The following is a 20,676-nucleotide window of genomic DNA, read 5'->3' on the forward strand; positions in this document are numbered from 1 at the left end:
ATTCGGCTTCGGCTACTACCCCTACAAACACATCGGCGCCACAGCCTGGTACCTCCTCGCCGCAGCCCGCACCAACCCCCTCCACACAACCTGAACCACCACCGAAACCCAGCACTCACCCACAACCCCACCACCCTCCCCAGCCGGTAAGCGGACGGCGGGAGGGTGTCGGACAGGCTCTGATGCGGGGCATCCCTCAATGGTCGACTCGGAAGATCGATCCCGGTCGTTGCCGACGTTGGGGACAAGCGCCGGCGTTGCGGTCAAGGCAGAGAAAGAAGGCGGATCGTATGGGCAGCGCTGTCCAAGACAACGATCAGCTGAAGGATCAACCGCTGGCCGCGATGTCGGAGTCGTATGAGGGCAGCCCTCGCGACGCTGCTCGGGCGCGCAGGACAGCTCGCGCTTTCCTCATGCGATCGCAGTCGGTTCACGGCCTTGCGATCCCCGATCCGATTTCCGATCACACGTTGGACACAGTGCAACTGGTGGTCAGCGAGCTGGTGACGAACGCTTGCAAGTACACACGGGGACCGTGCCTGCTCCATCTCGAGCTCACCCGAGACCGCGTCGAGCTGTCGGTCTGGGACAGTGACCCCGTGCTGCCCGTAGCCATGGCCCCTGATCCGCACAGGGCCGGACAGCACGGTTTGGAGATCGTGGTCGCGCTCTGCAATACCGTCGAGGTGCGCAGGGAGCCAGTGGGTAAGCGCATCACCGCGACGGTCATGCTCGACACCGGAGAGCATCCGGCAGGTCACGGCGCCGAGCCCGAATCCGACACACCCATGGGCGGTGTGCCGTCGCTCGTCGACTGCGCCGAGCCTGATGAGCCGGAAAGGCCTCCGTGGCGTCGCCCTGCGGCAGCAGTGCGGCCCGACTGACCAACGCTGTGGGGCCGTGACGACGCCAACCTCGACTTCAGTAGCGGCCGAGTATGTGCGGCACGGATGTGAACCGGAACAGTACCCCAAGAGAACGAGGGCGGTTCACGCGGTGGCTCGCCGGATCAGCCGGGTCGGTGTGATCACGGAGGACAATGGCCGACCTGCGCTCTCCCCCTTCGCCCGCCGCTCCAAGTCGCGCAGCAGCAGTCGGACCATCATGCGGCCCATCTCCTCGATCTCCTGACGGACCGTGGTCAACGGCGGATCGGTCAGCGCAGCCACCGAGGCCATGTCGTCGAAGCCGACGACTGCGACATCCTCCGGCACCCGACGCCCGTGCTCCCGCAAGACGCGCAGAGCGCCCGAGGCCATGAGGTCGGAGGCGACGAACACGGCGTCCAGCTCGGGGGCTCTCTCCAACAACTCCTCCATCGCCCGCGCGCCACCTGTGTCGGTGAAGTCGCCCTCGACGATGAGCTTCGGGTCGGCGTCCATGAGCATGTCGTGATAGCCGTCGAGCCGGTCCACGGAGGCCGTCTGGTCCATCGGCCCGGTGATCGTCGCTACGTGCCGGCGCCCGAGTGAGAGCAGGTGGCGCACTGCCTCGCGTGCTCCGCCGCGGTTGTCGGAGTCGACGTAAAGGAGGCTGCGGTCTCCCTCGGCTGCCGGCCAGCCCGGCCTACCGCCGAAGACGGTGGGAATACCGATGCGGCCGGTGATGTCGGGAAGCGGGTCCTCGGCGTGCAGGGAAAACAGCAAGGCCCCGTCCACGTGGCCGCCGGCCAGGTAGCGGCCCACGCGGTCGTAGTCCGCGTTGCCTTCGACCAGCAGCAGTACCAGCTGCAGATCCTGACTGGTCAGCTCGCGGCTGATGCCGAGCAGCTGCTCGGCGAAGAACGGGTTGGTGAAGACCTTGGTTTCCGGCTCGGCAACGAGGACGGCGACCGCTCCCGTACGACGGGTGACCAGCGCCCGGGCCGCCTGATTGGGTACATACCCCAGCTCCTCGACGGCACGGCGAACCTTCTCGACCAAGGCCTCACGCACCCCGCTGCCCCCGTTGACGACACGTGAGACGGTGGCCCGGGAGACACCCGCTCGTTCGGCGACGGCCTCCAGGGTCGGGCGGGGTGCGGAAGTCTGGTGGTGCAAGGAAGGCTCCTCTCGGGACGGCACCACTGTAGCTGCCGATCAGTGGGCTGACGCACTTGAGAAGAGCGCTCTCACCCGCTGTCACCTCACGAGGACAATCCCGTACCACCGGCAACCCGCATCAGCCAGAATGCAGGGATTGCGCCTTTGGCCCCTCCCGTCGAGCAGCCACTCACCCTTGATCTCAGATCACGCGCTGGGCAGCGTCCGGCGAGCCACGACGTCGGCGTACCAGCGGGCGCTGTCCTTGGGTGTGCGGCGCTGGCTGGCGAAGTCGACGTGGACCATGCCGAACCGCTTGCTGTAGCCGTAGGCCCACTCGAAGTTGTCCAGCAGCGACCACAGGAAGTAGCCGCGGACGTCAGCGCCTTCGGCCATCGCCCGATGCACCGCCTGGAGATGCGAGCGCAGGTAAGTGATCCGCTCGGGGTCGTGGACGTCTCCCTCCGGGTCGGCGTAGTCGTCGTACGCGGCGCCGTTTTCCGTGACGAGCAACGGCGTGCCCGGCAGTTCGGCCCGCAGTCGAGTCAGCAGCTCGTACAGCCCGTCGGCGTCCACCGGCCAGTCCATGGAGGTGCGCGGTCCCGGCGCGGGCGCGAACCGTACGTAGTCCTGCGCAGCCGGCCACGGCGAGGGCAGGGGGTGGGAACCGGCGGCGACCACGGTGGGGGTGTAGTAATTGATCCCCAGTGCGTCGATGGAGCGGGAGATGATCGCCGGATCGCTGTCATGGACGAAGGACCAGTCCGTCAGCGCCGCGGTGTCCGCCCGCAGGTCCTCGGGGTAGCGGCCGTGGAAGACCGGGTCCAGGAAGATCCGGTTGGCCAGTGCGTCGATACGCCGGGCTGCGTCCTGGTCGGCGGGGCTGTCGGTCAGCGGGCGGACAGCCGCGAGGTTCAGCGTCAGCGACACCTCGGCGGAAGGGTGCACCTGCCGGCGCAGTACCCCGACGGCCAGGCCGTGGGCGAGGTTGAGATGGTGCGCCGCCCGGAGTGCCGCTTCCGGTTCGGTACGGCCGGGGGCGTGGACCCCTTCGCCGTAGCCGAGGAAGGCCGCACACCACGGCTCGTTCAGGGTGGTCCAGGTGTGTACGCGATCGCCGAGCGCGTCGGCCACGAGTGCGGTGTAGTCGGCGAACCGCAAGGCCGTGTCCCGCTCGGGCCAGCCGCCCGCGTCCTCGAGTTCCTGCGGAAGGTCCCAGTGATAGAGGGTCAGTACGGGGCGAATACCGCGGGTGAGGAGTTCGTCGACCAGGGCGCGGTAGAAGTCGAGTCCCTTCTGGGCGGCCGGGCCGCGGCCGGTCGGCTGTACCCGGGGCCAGGAGACGGAGAAGCGGTAGTCCGTCAGGCCGAGCTCGGCCATGAGCGCGACGTCCTCCCGCATCCGGTGGTAGTGGTCGGCCGCGATGTCCCCGGTGTCGCCGTTGCGAACCTTGCCCGGCGTCCTGCTGAACGTGTCCCAGATCGACGGCGTCCGGCCGTCCTCGGTCGCGGCTCCCTCGATCTGGTAAGCGGCTGTGGCGGCGCCCCAGCGGAACGCCGCAGGGAACATCACCTCCGAGGCCGTGGCGAGGTGGGGGGCGATGGTGGTCATCGGGGCTCCATCGTGATCGTTTACGGATGTGTGGGAAGGGGGCCGCGCCCCGCCGCAGGCATACGGGACGGGCGCCAGTTCGCCGCGACGGGAGCCGCGGGATGGGGGGCAAGGGAGCGCAGCATGACCCCCGGTCGGCGGCCGTGAGGCTCCGCCGCGGCAGGGCGGGGCGGTTTCCCGCGCCGGAGCACGGCGTCGCGGACCGGGGGCCGTCTGGGTGGCCGAGGCACGCCCGCGCACGGCCGTACAGCGTGGACGGCGCGCCTATCCCTTCACGGCGCCCTGCATGATGCCGCCCACGATCTGCCGGCCCAGCAGACCGAAGACGAGCAGCACGGGCAGCGTTCCCAGCAGGGTGCCGGCCATGATGATCGACTGGTCGTGGACGTATCCCCCACCGAGCTGGCGCAGGGCGACCTGCACCGTGGGCTCCTGCGAGGACAACGCGATGATCGGCCAGAAGAAGTCGTTCCAAGAGGCCATGAAGGTGAGCATGGCGAGTACGGCCATGCCGGGCCGGGCGATCGGGACGACGATGGTCCAGAAGATCCGCGCCGTCGACGCGCCGTCGACCCGGCCCGCCTCGATCAGCTCGTCGGGCAACGCCTGCACGAGGTACTGGCGCATGAAGAAGACCCCGAAGGCCGACACGAGGCCGGGCAGGATGACCGACTGGAGCTGGTTCACCCAGTGCAGTTTGGCGACGACCATGAACAACGGGATCACGCCGAGCTGCGGCGGAATCATCATGGTCCCGATGGTCACGGCAAGCAGCGCGTTGCGGCCCTTGAAACGCAGCTTGGCGAAGGCGAAGCCGGCGAGCGTGGAGCACAGCACCGTTCCGACCGTCACCGATCCTGAGACGATCAGCGAGTTCAGCAGGGCCTTGCCGATGTCGGCCTGCTCCAGGACCTGCCGGAAGTTGTGCATCAGATTGCCACCGGGCAGCAGCGCCGGCGGGGACTGGGCCAGCTCCCCGTTGGAGCGGGTGGCCGCCACGATCGTCCAGTAGAAAGGGAAGGCGGAGACCAGCGCGGCGACGATGAGGATCGCGTACGCCAGCCGGCCGCCTTGCTGGTGGCCTCCCGCCCGCCCTCCGCGCGGGCGGGAGGCCGGTCGGACGGAACCGGGGGTCTTCTGCGTGTGTCGAGGCGTGGCGAGTGTGGTCATCGCTCGGTCTCCTTGCCGGTGCGGCGGCGGGCGATGGCGGTATTGACCAGCACCAGCACCACGATGAGGACGAACATCACCCACGCGATCGCGGCGGCGCGGCCGAGGTGGAAGAAACCCCAGCCCTGTTCGTACATGTACAGGCCGAGGGTCTGGTACTGGTGCGAGATGCCGCCCGAGATGCTGCCCTCGAACAGCAGGGGCTCGCCGAACAGCTGGGTGGCCCCGATGGTCGACACCACGATGGTGAACAAGATGGTGGGTCGCAGTCCGGGCAAGGTCACATGCAGGAACTGCCGCCAGCGGGACGCACCGTCCAGCTCCGCCGCCTCATACAGGTCGGCGGGGATGGACTGCATGCCGGCGAGGTAGATCAACGCGTTGTAACCCGTCCATCGCCAGGTGACGATGGTTGACACGGCGATCTGGGAGGCGACGGTGCCGGACTGCCAGTCGACCGGGTGGATGCCGACCAGACCCAGCAGATAGTTGATCAGTCCGAAGTCGCGACCGAAGAGCTGAGCGAAGACCAGGGTGGCCGCGGCCACCGACGTGGCGTACGGCAGGAGCATGGTGATGCGGAAGAAGGTGCGCCCACGCAGCTTGTAGTTGAGCAGGTGGGCCAGGCCGAGCGCCATCAACAGCTGCGGGACGGTGGAGATGACGCCGATGGAGAAGGTGTTGCGCAGCGCAGTCCAGAAGTAGTCGTCGCCGAAGATCGCCGTGTAGTTGTCCAGGCCCCGCCACTCCAACTGCCCAGGTGTCTGCAGTTCGACGCGGTAAAGGGAGACGTACGCGGTGTAGAGCAGCGGGAAGAGACCAAAGGCGCCGAAAAGGGCGAAGAACGGCGTGATGTACGCGTACGGTGACAACTTGGCCAGACGCCTGCGCAGAGAGGCCGGCGGCCGCGTGGACCGCGTGGGGGCGGTGGCGGTCAGGGTCATGGTGAGACCTTCGATCGGGGGTCCGGCGTTGGAGGGGCGCGAAGGACCAGCAGGGCCGGGGAGGCGGCGACCCTTCGCGCCCCATGGGGGGTGGCGGTGGGGGTGGTACTGATCAGCCGACGGCGTTCTTGATGCCCGTTTCGGCGTGACTCCAGGCGCTGGCGGAGCTGGTGCCCTTCTGCTCGACCTCACCCAGGGCGTTGGTGATCTGCTGGGCGACGTCGGCGTCGTGCACCCCGAGCACCTGCACGGGGGACGCCTTGGCCGCGGCGCCGAAGAGCTCGCCTACGGGCGCGTTGCTGAAGTAGGGGTCCTTGACGTTCTGGACCTCCGCGATGGCGCCGAGGTTCGAGGGGAAGCTGCCCTGCTTCTTGAACAGCTTGGCCTGCTGTGGTGCCGCCGTCAGCCACTTGATCAGGTCATATGCCTGCTTGGCGTGCGGGGAGGTCTTGGGGATCGCGAGGTACGAGCCGCCCCAGTTGCCCCCGACGCCGCCCGGCAGCGGGGCGATGTCCCACTTGCCCTTGGCGTGCGGCGCCTGTCCCTTGATATAGCCGAGCATCCAGGCGGGACACCCGATGGTCGCGAAGGATCCGCTGCTGAAGGCCTGGTTCCACGCGGGGGAGAATTGGGACAGCTTGGCGCTCAGCCCCTCCCGGGCGGCCTTGACCGAGGTGTCCCACGCGTTCTTGACGGCGGGGTTCGTGTCGTAGATCAGGTTGCCGGAGGCATCGTAGTAGCGCTCCTTCTCCTGTCCGACCATCACCGAGTACAGGCTGCCGACGCTGTCCACCCAGTGGTTCTTGCCGCCGGCCTTGGCCTCGTACTGCTTGCCCAGCTTCAGATAGCCGTCCCACGTGGCCCACTTCTTGGCCAGGTCGGTGCGCTTGGTGGGCAGCCCCGCCTTCTTGAACAGGTCGGTGCGGTAGCAGATCGCCTCCGGTCCGATGTCGGTGCCCAGCCCCAGGGTGTGGCCGTCGGCGGTGGTGATCGCCGCCCACTTGGCCGCGGAGAAATCTGCCTTGAGCGCCGACGCTCCGAGCGTGTTCAGGTCCACGAACTTGTCGGACATCTGCTGGGTGACCGCGGCGGTGCGGCCGACCTCGATGCCCTGGATGTCAGCGAGGCCGCCACCACCGGCGAGGTGGGTGTTCAGAGCCTTCCAGTAGTCGGGCTCCTGCTCGGTGCTCGTCTCCTTGATGGTGACGTTCGGGTGGAGCTTCATGTACTCCTTGTAGAGACCCGCCTCCTTGAAACCGAAGGTGCCGAACAAGTCGATGGTGAGCGTCACCTTGCCGTTCTTGTCCGCGGACGATCCGGAGGACCCGGATCCACAGGCAGCGAGGAGAGCGCCGGCGAGAGCGACCGCCCCGAGTCTGAGGGTGGTACGGCGGGCGGCTCGGGAGATGGGCATGGAAGCCTCCCATGGCTTCGGGACGGGATGAGAGACACGCGGGGAGAGCGCCGGTTGAGAGCGCTCTCAAGTTGTTCCAGGAGGTTGCCGCAGGGGTCCTGGTTGCGTCAAGGGTTGAATCGGTAACGGATTGGATCCAGCCAACCCCCGGAGGGCCTGTCCTGAACATCTTCACCAGTCGAGCTCGACTTCCGTGCGGCCTGCCCTGGACCTGAACGCACCAGCCTCGCCGTTTGTCCCCGCACCGGCTCGGACCTGGCCGCCTTCCCGCCTGGCGTGAAACAAGCAGGTCTGACACCGGAGGTCGAAGGCGGCTGGACCGACCCTGTCGTCGGCATGGGGCACCCGATGCCTGCCTCGTCGGCCGAGCGAGGTGGGCAGAGAGCCAAGGAGCGCTCTCAGGAAGGGTGCAGGCTGAGGGTGACAGGCGCTAGGGTGCGCGGCATGCCGGATTACGAAAGTGGTGGCGCCTCGCGCGTCGCCTGGGTGACGGGCGCCAGTAGAGGAGTCGGCCGGGGTATCGCGCGGACGCTGGGCCGGGCCGGCTGGACGGTCTTTGTGACGGCACGTTCTACAAGCGGCGTGACGACACCCCTGCCCGGAACGGTGGAGGCGACGGCCGAGGAGGTGTCTGCAGGCGGCGGGCGGGGGATCGCGGTGGCCTGCGACCATGGCAACGATGCCGCGGCTGCGTCGGTGGCCGAGCGCATCTCCGCCGAGTTCGGGCGCCTGGACCTGCTCGTCAACAACGTCTGGGCCGGATATGAGCGGCTCAACGCAGGGGCCTGGGAGGAATGGAACGCCCCCCTGTGGGAGCAGCCACTGGAACTGTTCGATGCCATGTTCACCCACGGGGTACGGGCTCACTACGTCACGACGGCGCTGTGCGCGCCGCTGCTCATGCGCACCCCCGGCAGCCTGGTGGTGACCGTCTCCTTCGCCGTTCCGGAGAGCGAGCAGCACGCCTTCGGCGCGGCCTACGGAATGGCCAAGGCCGCCGACGACCGGCTGGCCCTTGCCGCCGCCGAGCAGCTACGACCTCATGGCGTCACATCGGTGGCTCTCCACCCCGGGCTGGTACGCACCGAAGGGGTGATGCAGTTCGAGGAATACCTGGACCTCACCGCATCCCAGTCCCCCGAGGGCGTCGGCCGCGCCGTCGTGGCCGTGGCCCAGGACCCGAAGCGCCACGCACTGACCGGCCAGGCACTGGACGTCGCCGCGCTGGCCGACCGCTACCGGATCGACGTGTGCGGTGAGTGACCCTGGAGGTCAACGGCTCGCGCGACGCCAACCGCGCTGTCTTCGGCACTGCCGCCTCCATGTAACCAGCGATTTTTCGTCAGGGCAGCAACGGGCCGAACCATCATCCCGGCCCGGCCGGTGCCGGGTGATGCCCCACGGCTCACCGCCCGCCTGCGCCGGGGACGAACGCCAGAGCCTCGCGGGCGAGGGACAACCAGTCCAATGTGGACTCCGGAGCGAGGACGAACCACTCCTTCATGGGTGTGCCCTTGTTCGCCTCGAAGTGATCTCCTTCGTCACCGGCCACCAAGGCGTCCACCCGCTCTTTAGGGAGCTTCACCACCAGCCGCCCGCGCACCAGCATCGCGAAGATCTTGTTGTTTATCCGCGACGCACTTTTGCCGAAACCGGAGCCCGTGCCCGCCGGAGGAGTGACTCCGGGCAGGCCGAGAAACTCACTCACCAGGTCGTCGAAGCGTTCTTCCGGGGTCATGGCATTCCTCGTTCGTCCATCGGTGAGAGGACTCAGTCCTTGTTCGGGGACATGGGCCCGTGCCTCAGCCATGGATCGAGTCGGGGGGCAGGCCATCGGCCCCGCAGGGACCATACACGACAACAACTTGTAGAAGTATCACCCTGCTTGGAGGGCCCGGTCCGTACTCAGGAGACACCGTGTGTGTTCCGGGCCCGCGCCGAAAAGAGCCAGCCCTTGGTCACTTCATCCACACAACGCCGTAGTGGGCCGGAAAACATGACTGTCATGGCTGTTCGTGTATGTCGCTTCGACACGGCTTCGGAAATCTCATGACTGTTGCGCTTGATCAATATCCGATCTGGCAGCAAGGCTGGCTGAGGGGTCTCGTGAGGAGATCTCTGCGCGCTAGGGTGCCGAGGTGACGTGGACTGAGCGGGTGGTCGAGCGGGGAGGCGTGCGGCTGATCTGCCGGGACTGGGGCGGAGACGGGCCAGCATTGGTGCTGTTGCATGGACTGGCCGGTCATGCGGGCGAGTGGGATGCCCTGGCAGGCCCTCTGAGCTCGGCGTATCGGGTTGTCGCAGTCGACCAACGCGGTCAAGGCGCCAGCGACCGCTTCCCTTCCGACGTCTCCAGGGGTGCCTTTGTTGAAGACATCGTCGCCGTGGCAGAGCAGTTGGGCCTTGGGCGCGTTGTTGTAGTCGGACAGTCGATGGGCGGACACGCGGCCATCCTGACCGCAGCGAGGTATCCGGGATTGGTCCGCGCCTTGGTGGCCATCGAAGCCGACGTGAGCGGTCCCGACCCCGAATGGCCGACGCATGTCCGCCGGTGGTTCGACTCGTGGCCGGCCCCGTTTGCCTCACGCGATGCTGCGGTCCAGTTCTTCGGCGGCGGAGCGATCGGCGTCGGCTGGGCGGATGGCCTGGAGGAGCGCGGTGGGCAGTGGTGGCCCCGCTTTGACCGGGACGTGATGGTTCGGTCCGTGGTGGACGCTGCCCAGCATTCCTTCGCTCACGAGTGGGAGCGCATCACCTGCCCCACTCTGCTGATCCTCGCCCAGTCGAGCTTCATATCGCCTGCACGGGTCGATGCACTGATGCATCGGCGCCTCCCAACCGTGTCCGTCAGCATTCGCGGAACCCGTCATGACCTGCATCTGGAACAACCTGACATCGTGTGTGGCCTGATCTCCGACTTTCTCGCCGGTCTATCTGCATAGGAGAGGGACGGAACGCGGCGGGTGTGGCCGCTTTGAGGCAGCGGCCGTCTGCTGGCTCTGGGCCCGGGCGTGGGCGTGGGCGTGGGCGAGGCGACAGGATCCGTGCCGATCTGGATGATGGTGGCGTTGAAGGTGAGGCGATCGGCTATAGCCGTGCAGAGCCTGGGGTTGGTGAAGGCTTTGGTCCGGCCGCCGAAGAAACTCGTCCGAGGAGTTGGCGACGCTGCTTCCTCGCGTTCGGTCAGAACCTGGAGCAGCAGTTCAGCGCCTCGAAGATCGAGTTCCATATGTTGGATAGGCGGCGGGACGCCGTACACCATTCAGCAGTACCGGTTTTCCCGCGTAGCCCGCCCGCCGAACCGGACGTGCGCACGGATATTCGCTGATCTGGCCGACGAAGACCACATCGTCGTTTGGCGGAACGAGTTCTGTCGGGATCGACCTCGTCGACGTTGCAGCAGCCTGCCCTGGCCGGTCACATGCAGGCGCTCGCCCCGGGGGCCGCCCACCAGCTCCTCGATCAGTTGGTCCTCCACTAACTTGGCCGACACTGGTCCAGTCGGTGGTGTGCTCAGGGCAGAGCCGCTGGATTGGCACACGGGGTACCCGCCGTGTGTGGCTCGGTGCCCCGTGCTGTGAGTGGCTTGCTAGGGGACGGGGAGGTGGACGTCGAGGAGGTCGGCTTCGCCCGCGTAGGCCTGGGTGTTGGGGTGGAACCATGCCTGTTTGTCGGTGCCGGTCGATGACTGAAGGAAGGACCACAGGCCGCCTGGGTCGTCGTTGGTGGTGGGGTCGCCGATGCCGGTGAACCAGGGAGTGGCCGCCGTGCTGCAGAGTTCATGGCCGTCGAACATTGTGTCGACGCTCAGATAATTCAGGCCGGCATTGGTGGCCGCGGTCTTGATGGCGGCGTCGATCTGGTCTGCCACTGAGTTGAGCCAGTCGCGGTCGCTGTCAAGGATCCATCCGTTGGCCAGGCATCGGCCGTTGGGGTCGTTGCCGGGGCGGACCAGATGTGGATAGCCCAGCACCACGATGTCAGCGTTGGGAGCTTGGGCTTTGATCTCCGAGTAGAGCTGGGGCAGGCCGCCTGCGACGCCGGGCGTGATGAGGCGCTGGATCTGGGTCTGGAAGTCGGTCGCCCATCCGTCCTGGCAGGTCTTGTTTGGGTGGGTCATGACGTGGTTGATCGTTCCAGCCGTCAGTGGCAGCTTTTCCTTCAGCCCGGCGAGAATGCAGTCCTGTACGACGGGTGCGAAGTCGAGGTCGTTGCCGCCGAAGGTGAGGGTCACCAGGGAGGTGTCAGGCCCCAGGGCGGTCTTTTGGCCGGGCTCGTCGGGGCAGTTGCCGTCGGGGTTGGTGAGGGAGAAATCGGCGATGACGGCTCCGCTGCAGGCCACGTCGATCCAAGTGCCTGGGTCTTTGAAGGTCTGTGTTGTCGAGGCGAAGCTGCGGTTATAGGAGTAGGCGGAGCGGTGGCCGTTGTTGGTGCAGGGTGCGCCGCCGCATCGAGTGCGGTAGTGGTCGGTGGTCTTGTCGTAGGTGCCGGCGCCCTCACCGGAGGAGTAGGAATCACCGAGCATGGCGTAGGTGCCGGTCGGTGCGGGGATGAAGGCCATGCCGCTGAAGGCAAGGTCACCGTCGGTGAGGATGCCGAGGTTGGTGAGGGAGACGCTCGCGCCGGGGCCGAGCCAGTGGGTGCCGAGGCTGATCCATTGATTGGTGTAGGAGTTCTGGTTGATGGTGGTATTGCTGCTCAGCCCGGCGCCGTTGGTGATGGTGTAGCGAGCTTGCGTGGCGGTGGCGCCGGCGGCGGGGATGAACGCCTTGATTTCGTAGCGACCCTTGTCCAAGTCCGGTTTCCAGGTGCCGGTGAGGCCCCAGTACGAGGCGCCTGAGGGGTCAGTGGGTTCGTCGGTGTGGGTGAACCAGATGTGTCCGCCGAGTCCAGTCCCGAGCTGGTGCAGGTCCATGTCTGTGACCTGCGCGTCGGGGTTGTCGGGGTCGCCGAAGGCGAAGGTGAAGGATCCGGAGTTTTCCCAGTTAGCGGTCTTCGGGTTGCAGCCTTGCAGGTTCAGGCCGCCGGGCTGGCTGTCGACCAGGACCGCGCTGGGCGGGATGTCGCTGCTGACGTTGCATATGGGCGGGAACCACTCAGTCGCTCCGGTGGGGGTGGGTTCCCGGGTTCCGGCCTGGGTGGTCCAGGTGCCGCTGTGGCAGGGGAAGAGCAGGGTGCACCACTGCGCGGGGTAATGCCACCAACAGCGGGAGTCCGGCAGGGTGCATGGACCGACGCCTGGCTCGCTGTTCGGGTCGCAATTCTTGCCGGTGTCCTTGTCACTCACGTCGCACTTGGAGGGGTTGCAGCTGTTGTCGCTGATGCCGCAAAAGGTCATCCGGTCGGGGCGCTGCAATTCGTAGGCGTCCGGCCGTTCGCCGTTGACGCCGTCGTCGGTCTGCATGAGTGTGCCGGTGTAGGAGTACAGCCCGCTCTGCGGGTCTTTGAGTGGCACTTCCATCCACCCGAAGATCTTTTCCTGGTAGGGCCAATCGCCGGGGTGGGAAGCGTCGTCGTAGGTGACCTGCCAGGCCAGCGATGCCAGGTCATGGTGCAGGAAAGGGTGGCGGTTATAGGGGTAGGCAGGGTTGGCCGGGTTGTTGTGCCAGCCAAGACCCCAGATACCGGAGCCGTCGTCGAGGTGAAGGCCGCTGTTGTAGTCCCACACCGCCAGGTACCAGTTCTCCAGCTGGGCCGGATCGGCGCCGTTGGCAGTGATGCCGGCGGCGGTCAGCTCGTTCCACTTCTTCGCGAGCAACTGCGCGGCCGCGGCGGCGCCCTCGGCGTAGTCGACGGCGACCTTACGCTGCAGGTCGTAGTCCATGGCGCCGGTAGTCATGCCGGTGGTGACCTGCCCTAGGCCGTAGCCGCAGTCTGGAGTTTGCGCGCCGACACGGTAGCCGCCGCCAGCGCCGTAGTAGTCGGCGATGTACGGGTTGCCGGCCAGGCCCTGAATGGAGTGCGGGGAGGCTTGGTGGAAGTTGGACTCTTGCGCGAAGATCGCGTCCAGCAGCTCTCGGGGAATGCTCTGTCCGCCGGCGCCGAAGGGCGCCGGGAGCCGGAAGTCGAGGCTGGGCGAGTAGCTGGGCAGCTTGAGGTTGGCGAATCCGGCCGGGCGGGCTGCGCTGCCCGTCAGCAGGCTCTGGCCGGCCAGGCTGGCGGCCCAGTCGACCATAGCTGCATTGGGCTGCATGACCTGCAGGTCCGTGTGGTTGCGCGGGACCGCGCAGGTGGAAGTGAAGGCCGCCCCGGTCGCGGCGTGTGTCTTGCCTGCGGCGGAGGGGCGGGCTGAGCCCTGGATGGGCCGTGCGGTCGACCGGGGGCTGGTGGCGTGCGGGGCGATCAACCGCCCATCCCCGGTCAGGATCCGAGGCCACCGGGTCGTCGCGGGAGCAGTGACATCGGGCGTCCACCGCCTGACCGGGGCGGCGGCTGCGCGGACGCGGCCGGTCAGTTGCAGGACAAGCGGGGTGCCCGCGGGCACCGCGGCATCCGTGGTCCGGGCCTGGGGCCTGGCTGCCCCGGTTGCGCCGACTGCGGGGCGGGCGCTGGCGCGGCTGGAGGCATCCAGTACAGCTGCTGTGCCGTCCGATGACACCGACTCGACCGCAGAGCCTTCCGAGACGGGCAGCGCCCGCAGGCCACCGTCGGTGGCAGGCCCGCGAGTCCCGGTCACTGTGGTGTGGCCGTTGCGCCCCAAAAACAGCGCCAGGTCGGCAAGACGGCCATCGGCCACGTGGCGCACACTGCCGTGACCGGTCAGCCGCCACACAGAGGCCGTCTTTCCCTTGCCTAGGAGGAAGTCCACCCCGCCGGTGTTGTTGGCTGTCATGTCGAACGGCCGGCCGTCCAGGCGGGCGATCCTATGTTCCCTGCCGTGGTGGAGCCGGACGATCATGCTGCCGCGCACGGCGAGCACTGTGTCGCCTGGCCCGGGCACGGCGTCGGTGATCTCCCCGTCGGCGCGCTGGATGTCACCCACCCTCGCGGTGGCCGCGTCGGCCGTCACCACTTGGGTGTGCTGCTGATCGGCGCCCGTATAGCGGGTCAGGGCGACCCTCGATCCTGAGCCGCACGAGGGCGTGGAGTAGTAAAGCGACACTCCACCCACCAGCGGTCGCACGGCGCCGGTGTGAGCGTCCACCACGTATGCCAGCCCACCGCGGTCCAGACCCGCCGGGGAGTTGTTCGCCGCCCACGGCGCCACCACCGCAACCACGAAACGGCCGTCGCTCGTCAGGCACTGCCGCCCGGTCCATCGCTGCCCGTCGGCGGTCAGACCGGCCGGTGCCAACGTCGCCAGTGGCTTCCAGGCCCATCCACCGCCCGAACTCGCCGCGTACAGGTGCCACCCGTTCCCATCGCCCCGACCGGTGACCACCTCATCCCCGGCCGGCACCGGCGAGACGGCGACCGTACGGACGGCCGAGTCTGGCTTCGGTGACCGATGCGCCTCGCGGCCAGGGGCGGCGACGCTGCTGTGAATCGCCGGTTGGGTGGCCTCGGCTGTGGCAGGAACCAAGCCAGAAGGCAACAGCGTGGCGGCCACCCACGCGACTGCCGTCCACGTCCGGTGTCGTATTCGCACCGTCTCCCTTTCAAGACATGGCAACCCTTGGTTGCGCAATCAGCAGATGGGCTGGAAGTGGCCGGCACTGAACGGTCCGGGAGGTGCACCGGCCCACTACCAGAAAGAGGCCCGCGGCTGGGGAAGCTGCACGCTCCTCGCCGGAGCTCGTGTGCCACGAACCGCTGGCGGAGGAGGTGCAGCCTTCTCGACGGGATCACCTGCCGCATCGTCGGGCCGTTGGTCGCAGCATGCGTCGCCGGGTCTGCCGCGGGGGTCAGAACCAGGCGCTGCAGGGGAAATAGGGATCCGCGTAGTCCTTCACGCAGCCGCGTGCGAGTTGGTTTCCGTCGACCATGTAGGTGTAGGTGCCTTGCGGCCACTCCTGGTGGCCGTCCTGCGTCTGGGCGTAGAAGTTGGAGTAGCGCGCGTTGAAGTCGCCGGTGTACGTGACCCAGTTCGCGTGGCAGAAGGGGGACCATCGCAACACGATGGAGTTGCCGGTGCTGCCATCGCCGAGCACTTTGGAGCCGGCGAGGTCGACAGCGCCATCGCCGTTGCCGGGGATCCCGCTCACGCAGCTTTCCCCATCCCGGTTCTTGATGTACGGCGACTGGCCCACGCAAGTGGGCCCGTAACAGGGCGGTACGTCAGGAACGTACGCATGGGCGTTCGGCGTGGTTGCGGCGAATCCGACGGTGGTGAGCGCAACAGCGAACACCAACTGCACTGCTCTTCGAGTTGCGGACATGACTTCCCTTCACATGCGACTTTCGTCTGGACCGCGCACTACCGCCCTTGCAGGGCCGGGGCCACGTGCCGGTCGGCGTCAGACCGGCGAAGGCGCAGCCGGGCCAGTAGTGCACTCCACGATTTGACGGGTTCAGACGGTTGTCCGGCCAGCGACCGACAAAACTCCGGACAAAGACATGACAAAGCAAGGGCGGTGGTGACACGGCCTCGGCGATGTTTGAAGCGTCCTCGGACGCGGCTTCACGGTGACCGACGCGCCGTTCGTAGAAACGAAGGAGGCGCTCGCGGGGTACTACCTCATGGAGACTGGCGATCTCGACGAGGCGGTGGCCATCGCGCGCCCGGCCCGTCCGACCCGTCCACCCGACTCCATGAGTAGCCTTAGTACTGCAACGGTGCTTGCCGTGACTGCTGACCAGGTCAGGGGCTGTGTCCGCGCCGTTTGTAGTGGCTGGTGCGGGCCTGGTGTTGTCGTCGGCGGCGCCAGGTTGACCAGTGCAGGATGTGCTCGACGGGTGTGGGGCGGCGGTCGGTGAGGTGGGTGATCAGCCGTCGTATCTCGGCGAGGCTGAGGTGGATGAGCTGGGAGGATCCGTTTCTGCTTTGTCCGTGTCCAGCTGGCGGGCTCGCAGGACGGTCAGGCATGCGTGAGCAGCCATGGCGAGAGTCATGTGGCGGTGCCATCCGGGATAGCGGCGGACTTGGTAGTCGTCCAGACCGCACTCCTGCTTCGCGCTCTGGAAGCACTCCTCGATGGCCCACCGACTGCCCGCGATGCGGATGAGTTCATCAAGCGTGGTCTCCGCGGGGCAGTAGGCGATGTAGTAGGAGATCTCCTCGGGGCGGCTGACGCTGCGACGGGCGAGGACCCAGTGCCGGCGGTCCTCGCGGTGCCAGGGCCTGACCTCGACGCGTGCCCAGTCGTAGATGCGCCGACCATGGGCGCCGTCCCCGCAGGAACGGCGCTTCCACTTCTGCATGGGCAGGCCGGGAAAGAGGTCGTGCACGGGGTGATCGATGGCCCAGCGGGTGACGACGGTGTCGTGCCGGGTGGGGGCCAAGACGTGGTAGACGTCGGCTTGTTCAAGCTCGGACCGCCAGCCCTTGCTGAACCCGTATGCGGCGTCCGCGGTCACCCACCGGAACGGGACGCGATCGGCGATGGCCCGTCGGACCATCGCCTTGGCCATGGCCACCTTCGTCTCGAAGACGACCGTGTCGTCGATGCCGGCCCGGCGGCACCGCTCCCGGTCGTCGGTCCAGGAGGTGGGCAGATACAGACGCCGGTCGATCAGCGTCCGGCCGCCAGGAGCCGCATAAGCGAGAAAGACGCCGATCTGGCAGTTCTCGGTCCGCCCGGCGGTTCCGGAGTACTGCCGTTGCACCCCCGCCGACCGCACCCCTTTCTTCAGGAAGCCGGTGTCGTCCACGACCAGGACGGCGTCCCGGTCACCCGCGAAAGGGGGGAACTGACGGGTCCGAATCCTGTCGATCGGGGCAAGAAGGGCTCGAAGATCCACCTGATCACCGAGAGGACCGGTTTGCCCCTCGCTGTCGGCGTCTCCGGCGCGAACCTGCACGACAGCCAGGCGCTCGAGCCGCTGGTGCGCGACATCCCGCCGATCCGCTCCCGCCGCGGCCCGCGCAGACGACGGCCCGCCAAGCTGCACGCGGACAAGGGCTACGACTACCACCACCTGCGCCGATGGCTACGCAAGCGAGGCATCCGGCACCGCATCGCCCGCAAGGGAATCGAGTCATCCACACGGCTTGGTCGGCATCGCTGGACGATCGAGCGCACGATGTCCTGGCTGGCCGGCTGCCGTCGCCTGCACCGCCGCTACGAGCGAAAGGCCGAGCATTTCCTGGCCTTCACCGCCATCGCCTGCAGCCTCATCTGCTATCGCAGACTCACCAAATGAGACGACGTCTTAGCGATCATGACCGCTGTTTTATCGCGTCGGGCCGCGGTCGGCACTGCGGTCGCGGACGCGCACCGTCGTGACTGGGCCTTCGTGCTTGGACGTCCTACGCCGCCAGGCCACCGCCGGGCGAACCCTGCAGTTGTTGATCACCGATGAGACCACGCCCGGAGCCGACCTGGTCGCGCTGGCCCCCGGAGATCGGTGACGAGCGGCTGCAACTGGTGTTCACCTGTTGCCACCCCGCGCTTGCCCAGCCGCCCCAGGTCGCGCTGATCCTGCGGCTGCTGTGCAGGCTGACCACCGCAGAGGTGGCTCACACGTTCCTGTCAGCGAGTCGGCCATGGCCGCCCGGATTCACCCGCGCCAAGAAGAAGATCGCCGCCGCGCAGATCCCCTACCGCGTACCGAACCGGCAAGAACTGCCCGAGTGCGTCCAGGCCGTCTGTGAGGTCGTACAGCTGTCACCACCGGCCACGCCGTCCCCGCTGGCCATGGATTGATCCGTCGTGAACTGGTCGAACGGTCGCTGGACCTGGCCCGGATCTTGCGCGCGTTGCTGCCCGACGGCCCGGACGTGGCCGGACTGCTCGTGCTGATCCTGCTCACCGACGCCCGCCGGGAGGCCCGCCTCGACGCCGCCGGACGGGCAGTGCTCCACGCGGATCAGGACCGGCGACCGTGGGACCACACAGCCATCGCCGAAGGCGTGACCCTGGTCCACGAAGCACTGCGGCAACGCCAACCCGGCCGCTACGCGCTCATGGCCGCCATCGCCGCCGTCCACGACGAGGCCCCCACCTGGGCTGACACCGACTGGTGCGAGATACTCCGCCTGTGCGACCTGCTCATCCAGCTGTGGTCCTCCCCCGTCGCCGCGCTCAACCATGCCGTCGCCATCGGCCTCGTCCACGGCCCCGAAGCCGGCCTGGCCGCCCTGGCCCCGCTCACCACGGAACCTCAACTCGCTGGTTACGGCTATCTCGCGGCCGCCCACGCCGACTTCCTGCACCGCCTCGGCCGCGTCGACGGGGCATACACCGCCTACCAGGAGGCCCTACTGCTGACGGAGAACGCCGTCGAGCGCGACCACCTGGTCCGTCGCCGCGATCAACTCGAGCGATGACCTTCACGGCATACTGCTCCTCCGAAAACCCTCCAGCCCGTTCGGAAGCCATGATCCACGTCGCCGAAGTGCGCCAGTCAGCAGGGCAGCATCACCGCTCGGGCAACGAGATCGCCGGCAAGGCAGCCACCCGGGGGATCGGCCATACCACGGCGAAGGCGCGACCGATCACGTGATCCACCGGGACAAAGCCACCCCCGGGCTCATGGACGTGGGCACGAGAATCCCATGAGTCGTTTCGGTGGTCGCCCATCACCCACAGGTAGCCCTTGGGCACCTTGACGGTGCCAACGGGGAAGTCATCACACGGAGTCGCTTTCCGGTAGATGTACGGTTCGTTCAATGGGATGCCATTGACCTTCACCGGGCTGCCGCTATTGCATTCCACGGTATCGCCCCCCACCGCGATCACCCGCTTGATCAGATCCTTCTCGTCCGCCGAGGGCATCAGCCCGAGGAAGCTCAGCGAGCTGCGCACCGCGTGCAGGACTGGGTTGCTCTCCCTGGGGGCCTGATGGGGCAACCAGCCGCCGGGGTCGCGGAAGACGACGACCTCGCCTCGCTTGGGGGTCGCGCCGAACCAGGGAGTGAACTTGTCCACCAGAACGCGGTCGCCTCGCTCCAGAGTGCTCTGCATCGACAATGAGGGGATGGAGAACGCCTGCACGAAGAACGTCTTGATTCCCAGTGTCAGGACGAGTGCGGCGCCGAGCGAGGTGGACCATTCACGCCAGCGCCTGCTGCGTCGACCCCTGGCAAGTCTGACGGAATGAGGGGGAGTATCCGCGGCACTGCCGTTCTGCGTCCTTCTGGTCGCCGTCCGGCTTGGGGAAGGTCCGGCCTTCGGTGATCGCCCGAGGCTCGAGCGCTTCGCTGCAACGGTCCAGATGGAGTGGCGGGTTGAGTGCTTCGGGCTCATCGGTGCCTCGTTCGTGTGCTGGTCTTCACTGGCCCGCCTCCTTGTTTGCTGCCCGCCGGCTCGGTGAACAGGCAGAGAACCGCGGCAGACGGGCACTTCTCATCGGTGCGGGTTTCGTCCTCTGCAAGTACCGCCTTGACGACCTGTCACGCCAGCTCCTGCCATTGCTTACGGTCACCACCGCAGGCAACGGTGGTGACCCCAAGGTGTCTTTCAGTGAGGACACCCGTGGTCGGTCGGCCGCGTCAGCCTACACTGAGAGCGCTCTCAGTCGCATTTGGGGAGCATGCCATTACTCCCCATCACCGCAGAGCCGAGAGCTGATCAGCCTCTCCCCGCGGTTTGCCATCACTACGGTCTGACCGTGACCAACTGGGTTCCGAAACGTCGGCAAGGGCGAGGACGTCAGCCAACTACTGCCCCGGCGCGACCCATTCCCGCCACTCCGCGGCCGCGGCGGCCGCCCCGCCACAATTCCCACTTGCTCTTCGCCGACCGCGGTTACCACCACGACAGCTCTCGTGACCAGATCCGCGCCCACAGCATCGCCCCGACCATTGGCTGGGCGCAAGGCCGGCACGGCACAGGCCTGGGTGCGGTCAGAGGTTGACCTTGCCTTCGAAGCCTTGGAGATCGTGATCGAAGTACCAGTTCGGACCCGTGTAGCTGGCAAGCGGCAAGTCACCCGACAGGGCGGAGTCGTAGGCTTCGAAGAACTCCACCGCCCGGGTGAGGCAGTTGTCAGTGCCCAGGTTATACGGCCGCGCATACGCGGCGTTGACCTCGTTTTTGGCAGCGGTCACTGAGCTGTGGCCGGTGTTCTTGCATCGGTACGTGTCGTAGTAACCTGCGCCGCCCTGGGCCCTGAACGTGTCGAGCATGGTCTTCCAGTTGCTCTCCTTCTGCCAGTTGTAGCTGGCGTCCTCGCTCGCACCGTAGATCCAGTCGTCCGAATCACCGACCCGGAACGCCCACCCAACATGACCGGCGGTCAGTGCACCCTCCGTGGCGTTGAACATGCAGACGCGCCCAGGGCCCAACGCGGCGGCGGGAGCGGCCGTGGCCAGCGAGACGCCGCCGGCCACGACGGCGACGGCAACGGACAATGCTGAGAACCGGCGCACGGTGTCGAGGCCGAGGCGCTTCGCAGCCTTGGTAGAACGCGCTGCTGTGGGATGCATGCTCACTCTTCGATCTCCTTGTCATGGCAGTGCTGGAAGACGCGTCTG

16 protein-coding genes and 3 pseudogenes are annotated in these 20,676 nt (G+C 67.2%); 7 read left to right on the forward strand and 12 right to left on the reverse strand.

Going from position 1 to position 20,676, the window contains the following annotated elements; genetic code table 11:
- Positions 1-290 precede the first annotated feature (290 nt).
- Entirely contained in the window at positions 291-884 is a 594-nt protein-coding gene (locus ACZ404_RS36530) for an ATP-binding protein (RefSeq protein WP_468447656.1), read from the forward strand.
- Positions 885-989: 105 nt separating this feature from the next.
- On the opposite strand, the gene ACZ404_RS36535 is transcribed toward ACZ404_RS36530, so the two are convergent.
- The 5 genes from ACZ404_RS36535 to ACZ404_RS36555 form a co-directional block, all read right to left on the reverse strand.
- Positions 990-2,039, reverse strand: a complete 1,050-nt coding sequence (locus tag ACZ404_RS36535) for a LacI family DNA-binding transcriptional regulator (protein ID WP_468447658.1) — start codon at positions 2,037-2,039, stop codon at positions 990-992.
- A gap of 189 nt (positions 2,040-2,228) precedes the next feature.
- Positions 2,229-3,632 carry a GH1 family beta-glucosidase gene (locus tag ACZ404_RS36540; protein ID WP_468447660.1) on the reverse strand — a complete coding sequence of 468 codons (1,404 nt, stop codon included), beginning with the start codon at positions 3,630-3,632 and terminating at the stop codon, positions 2,229-2,231.
- Positions 3,633-3,896: 264 nt separating this feature from the next.
- Positions 3,897-4,802: a carbohydrate ABC transporter permease gene (locus ACZ404_RS36545; RefSeq protein ID WP_468447662.1), complete on the reverse strand. Its 906-nt coding sequence runs from the start codon at positions 4,800-4,802 to the stop codon at positions 3,897-3,899.
- Positions 4,799-5,746, reverse strand: coding sequence for a carbohydrate ABC transporter permease (locus ACZ404_RS36550; RefSeq protein ID WP_468447664.1), 948 nt, complete (start codon positions 5,744-5,746; stop codon positions 4,799-4,801). The genes ACZ404_RS36545 and ACZ404_RS36550 overlap by 4 nt, the downstream gene beginning before the upstream one ends.
- A gap of 112 nt (positions 5,747-5,858) precedes the next feature.
- Positions 5,859-7,160 (reverse strand): extracellular solute-binding protein, encoded by a 1,302-nt coding sequence (locus ACZ404_RS36555; protein ID WP_468447666.1) that lies wholly within the window; start codon positions 7,158-7,160, stop codon positions 5,859-5,861.
- Positions 7,161-7,604: 444 nt separating this feature from the next.
- On the opposite strand from ACZ404_RS36555, the gene ACZ404_RS36560 reads away from it, so the two are divergent.
- A complete protein-coding gene (locus tag ACZ404_RS36560) occupies positions 7,605-8,423 on the forward strand; it encodes an SDR family NAD(P)-dependent oxidoreductase (RefSeq protein WP_468447668.1) in 819 nt (272 codons plus the stop codon).
- Positions 8,424-8,565: 142 nt separating this feature from the next.
- On the opposite strand, the gene ACZ404_RS36565 is transcribed toward ACZ404_RS36560, so the two are convergent.
- The gene (locus ACZ404_RS36565; RefSeq protein WP_468447670.1) at positions 8,566-8,898 is read right to left on the reverse strand and encodes a hypothetical protein; all 333 of its coding nucleotides are present in this window, start codon (positions 8,896-8,898) and stop codon (positions 8,566-8,568) included.
- Between the two features lie 400 nt (positions 8,899-9,298).
- On the opposite strand from ACZ404_RS36565, the gene ACZ404_RS36570 reads away from it, so the two are divergent.
- Positions 9,299-10,102 carry an alpha/beta fold hydrolase gene (locus ACZ404_RS36570; protein WP_468447672.1) on the forward strand — a complete coding sequence of 268 codons (804 nt, stop codon included), beginning with the start codon at positions 9,299-9,301 and terminating at the stop codon, positions 10,100-10,102.
- Here the strand turns inward: ACZ404_RS36570 and ACZ404_RS36575 are convergent.
- From ACZ404_RS36575 to ACZ404_RS36585, 3 genes and pseudogenes are all read right to left on the reverse strand, one after another.
- Positions 10,091-10,392 (reverse strand): annotated as a pseudogene (locus ACZ404_RS36575) (ATP-binding protein); the annotation flags it as partial. The gene ACZ404_RS36570 and the pseudogene ACZ404_RS36575 sit on opposite strands and share 12 nt — an antisense overlap.
- 357 nt (positions 10,393-10,749) lie before the next feature.
- Positions 10,750-14,709 (reverse strand): GDSL-type esterase/lipase family protein, encoded by a 3,960-nt coding sequence (locus ACZ404_RS36580; RefSeq protein WP_468447674.1) that lies wholly within the window; start codon positions 14,707-14,709, stop codon positions 10,750-10,752.
- A 295-nt stretch (positions 14,710-15,004) separates the two neighbouring features.
- Positions 15,005-15,304: a hypothetical protein gene (locus tag ACZ404_RS36585; RefSeq protein ID WP_468447676.1), complete on the reverse strand. Its 300-nt coding sequence runs from the start codon at positions 15,302-15,304 to the stop codon at positions 15,005-15,007.
- 421 nt (positions 15,305-15,725) lie between these two features.
- Here ACZ404_RS36585 and ACZ404_RS36590 point away from each other — a divergent pair, with 421 nt between their 5' ends.
- Positions 15,726-16,016: a YciI family protein gene (locus tag ACZ404_RS36590; RefSeq protein ID WP_468447678.1), complete on the forward strand. Its 291-nt coding sequence runs from the start codon at positions 15,726-15,728 to the stop codon at positions 16,014-16,016.
- A gap of 9 nt (positions 16,017-16,025) precedes the next feature.
- On the opposite strand, the pseudogene ACZ404_RS36595 reads toward ACZ404_RS36590, so the two are convergent.
- Positions 16,026-16,934 (reverse strand): annotated as a pseudogene (locus ACZ404_RS36595) (IS701 family transposase); the annotation flags it as partial.
- A 9-nt stretch (positions 16,935-16,943) separates the two neighbouring features.
- Between ACZ404_RS36595 and ACZ404_RS36600 the strand changes: the two are divergent.
- The 3 genes and pseudogenes from ACZ404_RS36600 to ACZ404_RS36610 form a co-directional block, all read left to right on the forward strand.
- A pseudogene (locus ACZ404_RS36600) lies at positions 16,944-17,402 on the forward strand (IS5 family transposase); the annotation flags it as partial.
- Between the two features lie 155 nt (positions 17,403-17,557).
- Positions 17,558-17,905 (forward strand): hypothetical protein, encoded by a 348-nt coding sequence (locus ACZ404_RS36605; protein ID WP_468447680.1) that lies wholly within the window; start codon positions 17,558-17,560, stop codon positions 17,903-17,905.
- Positions 17,902-18,528, forward strand: coding sequence for a DUF6596 domain-containing protein (locus tag ACZ404_RS36610; RefSeq protein WP_468447682.1), 627 nt, complete (start codon positions 17,902-17,904; stop codon positions 18,526-18,528). The genes ACZ404_RS36605 and ACZ404_RS36610 overlap by 4 nt, the downstream gene beginning before the upstream one ends.
- Positions 18,529-18,619: 91 nt before the next feature.
- Here ACZ404_RS36610 and lepB read toward each other — a convergent pair whose 3' ends face one another.
- Positions 18,620-19,447, reverse strand: coding sequence for a signal peptidase I (gene lepB, locus ACZ404_RS36615; RefSeq protein WP_468447684.1), 828 nt, complete (start codon positions 19,445-19,447; stop codon positions 18,620-18,622).
- 599 nt (positions 19,448-20,046) lie between these two features.
- Entirely contained in the window at positions 20,047-20,634 is a 588-nt protein-coding gene (locus ACZ404_RS36620) for a hypothetical protein (protein WP_468447686.1), read from the reverse strand.
- Between the last annotated feature and the right edge of the window lie 42 nt (positions 20,635-20,676).

The organism is Streptomyces sp. NPDC030798 (assembly GCF_055572275.1).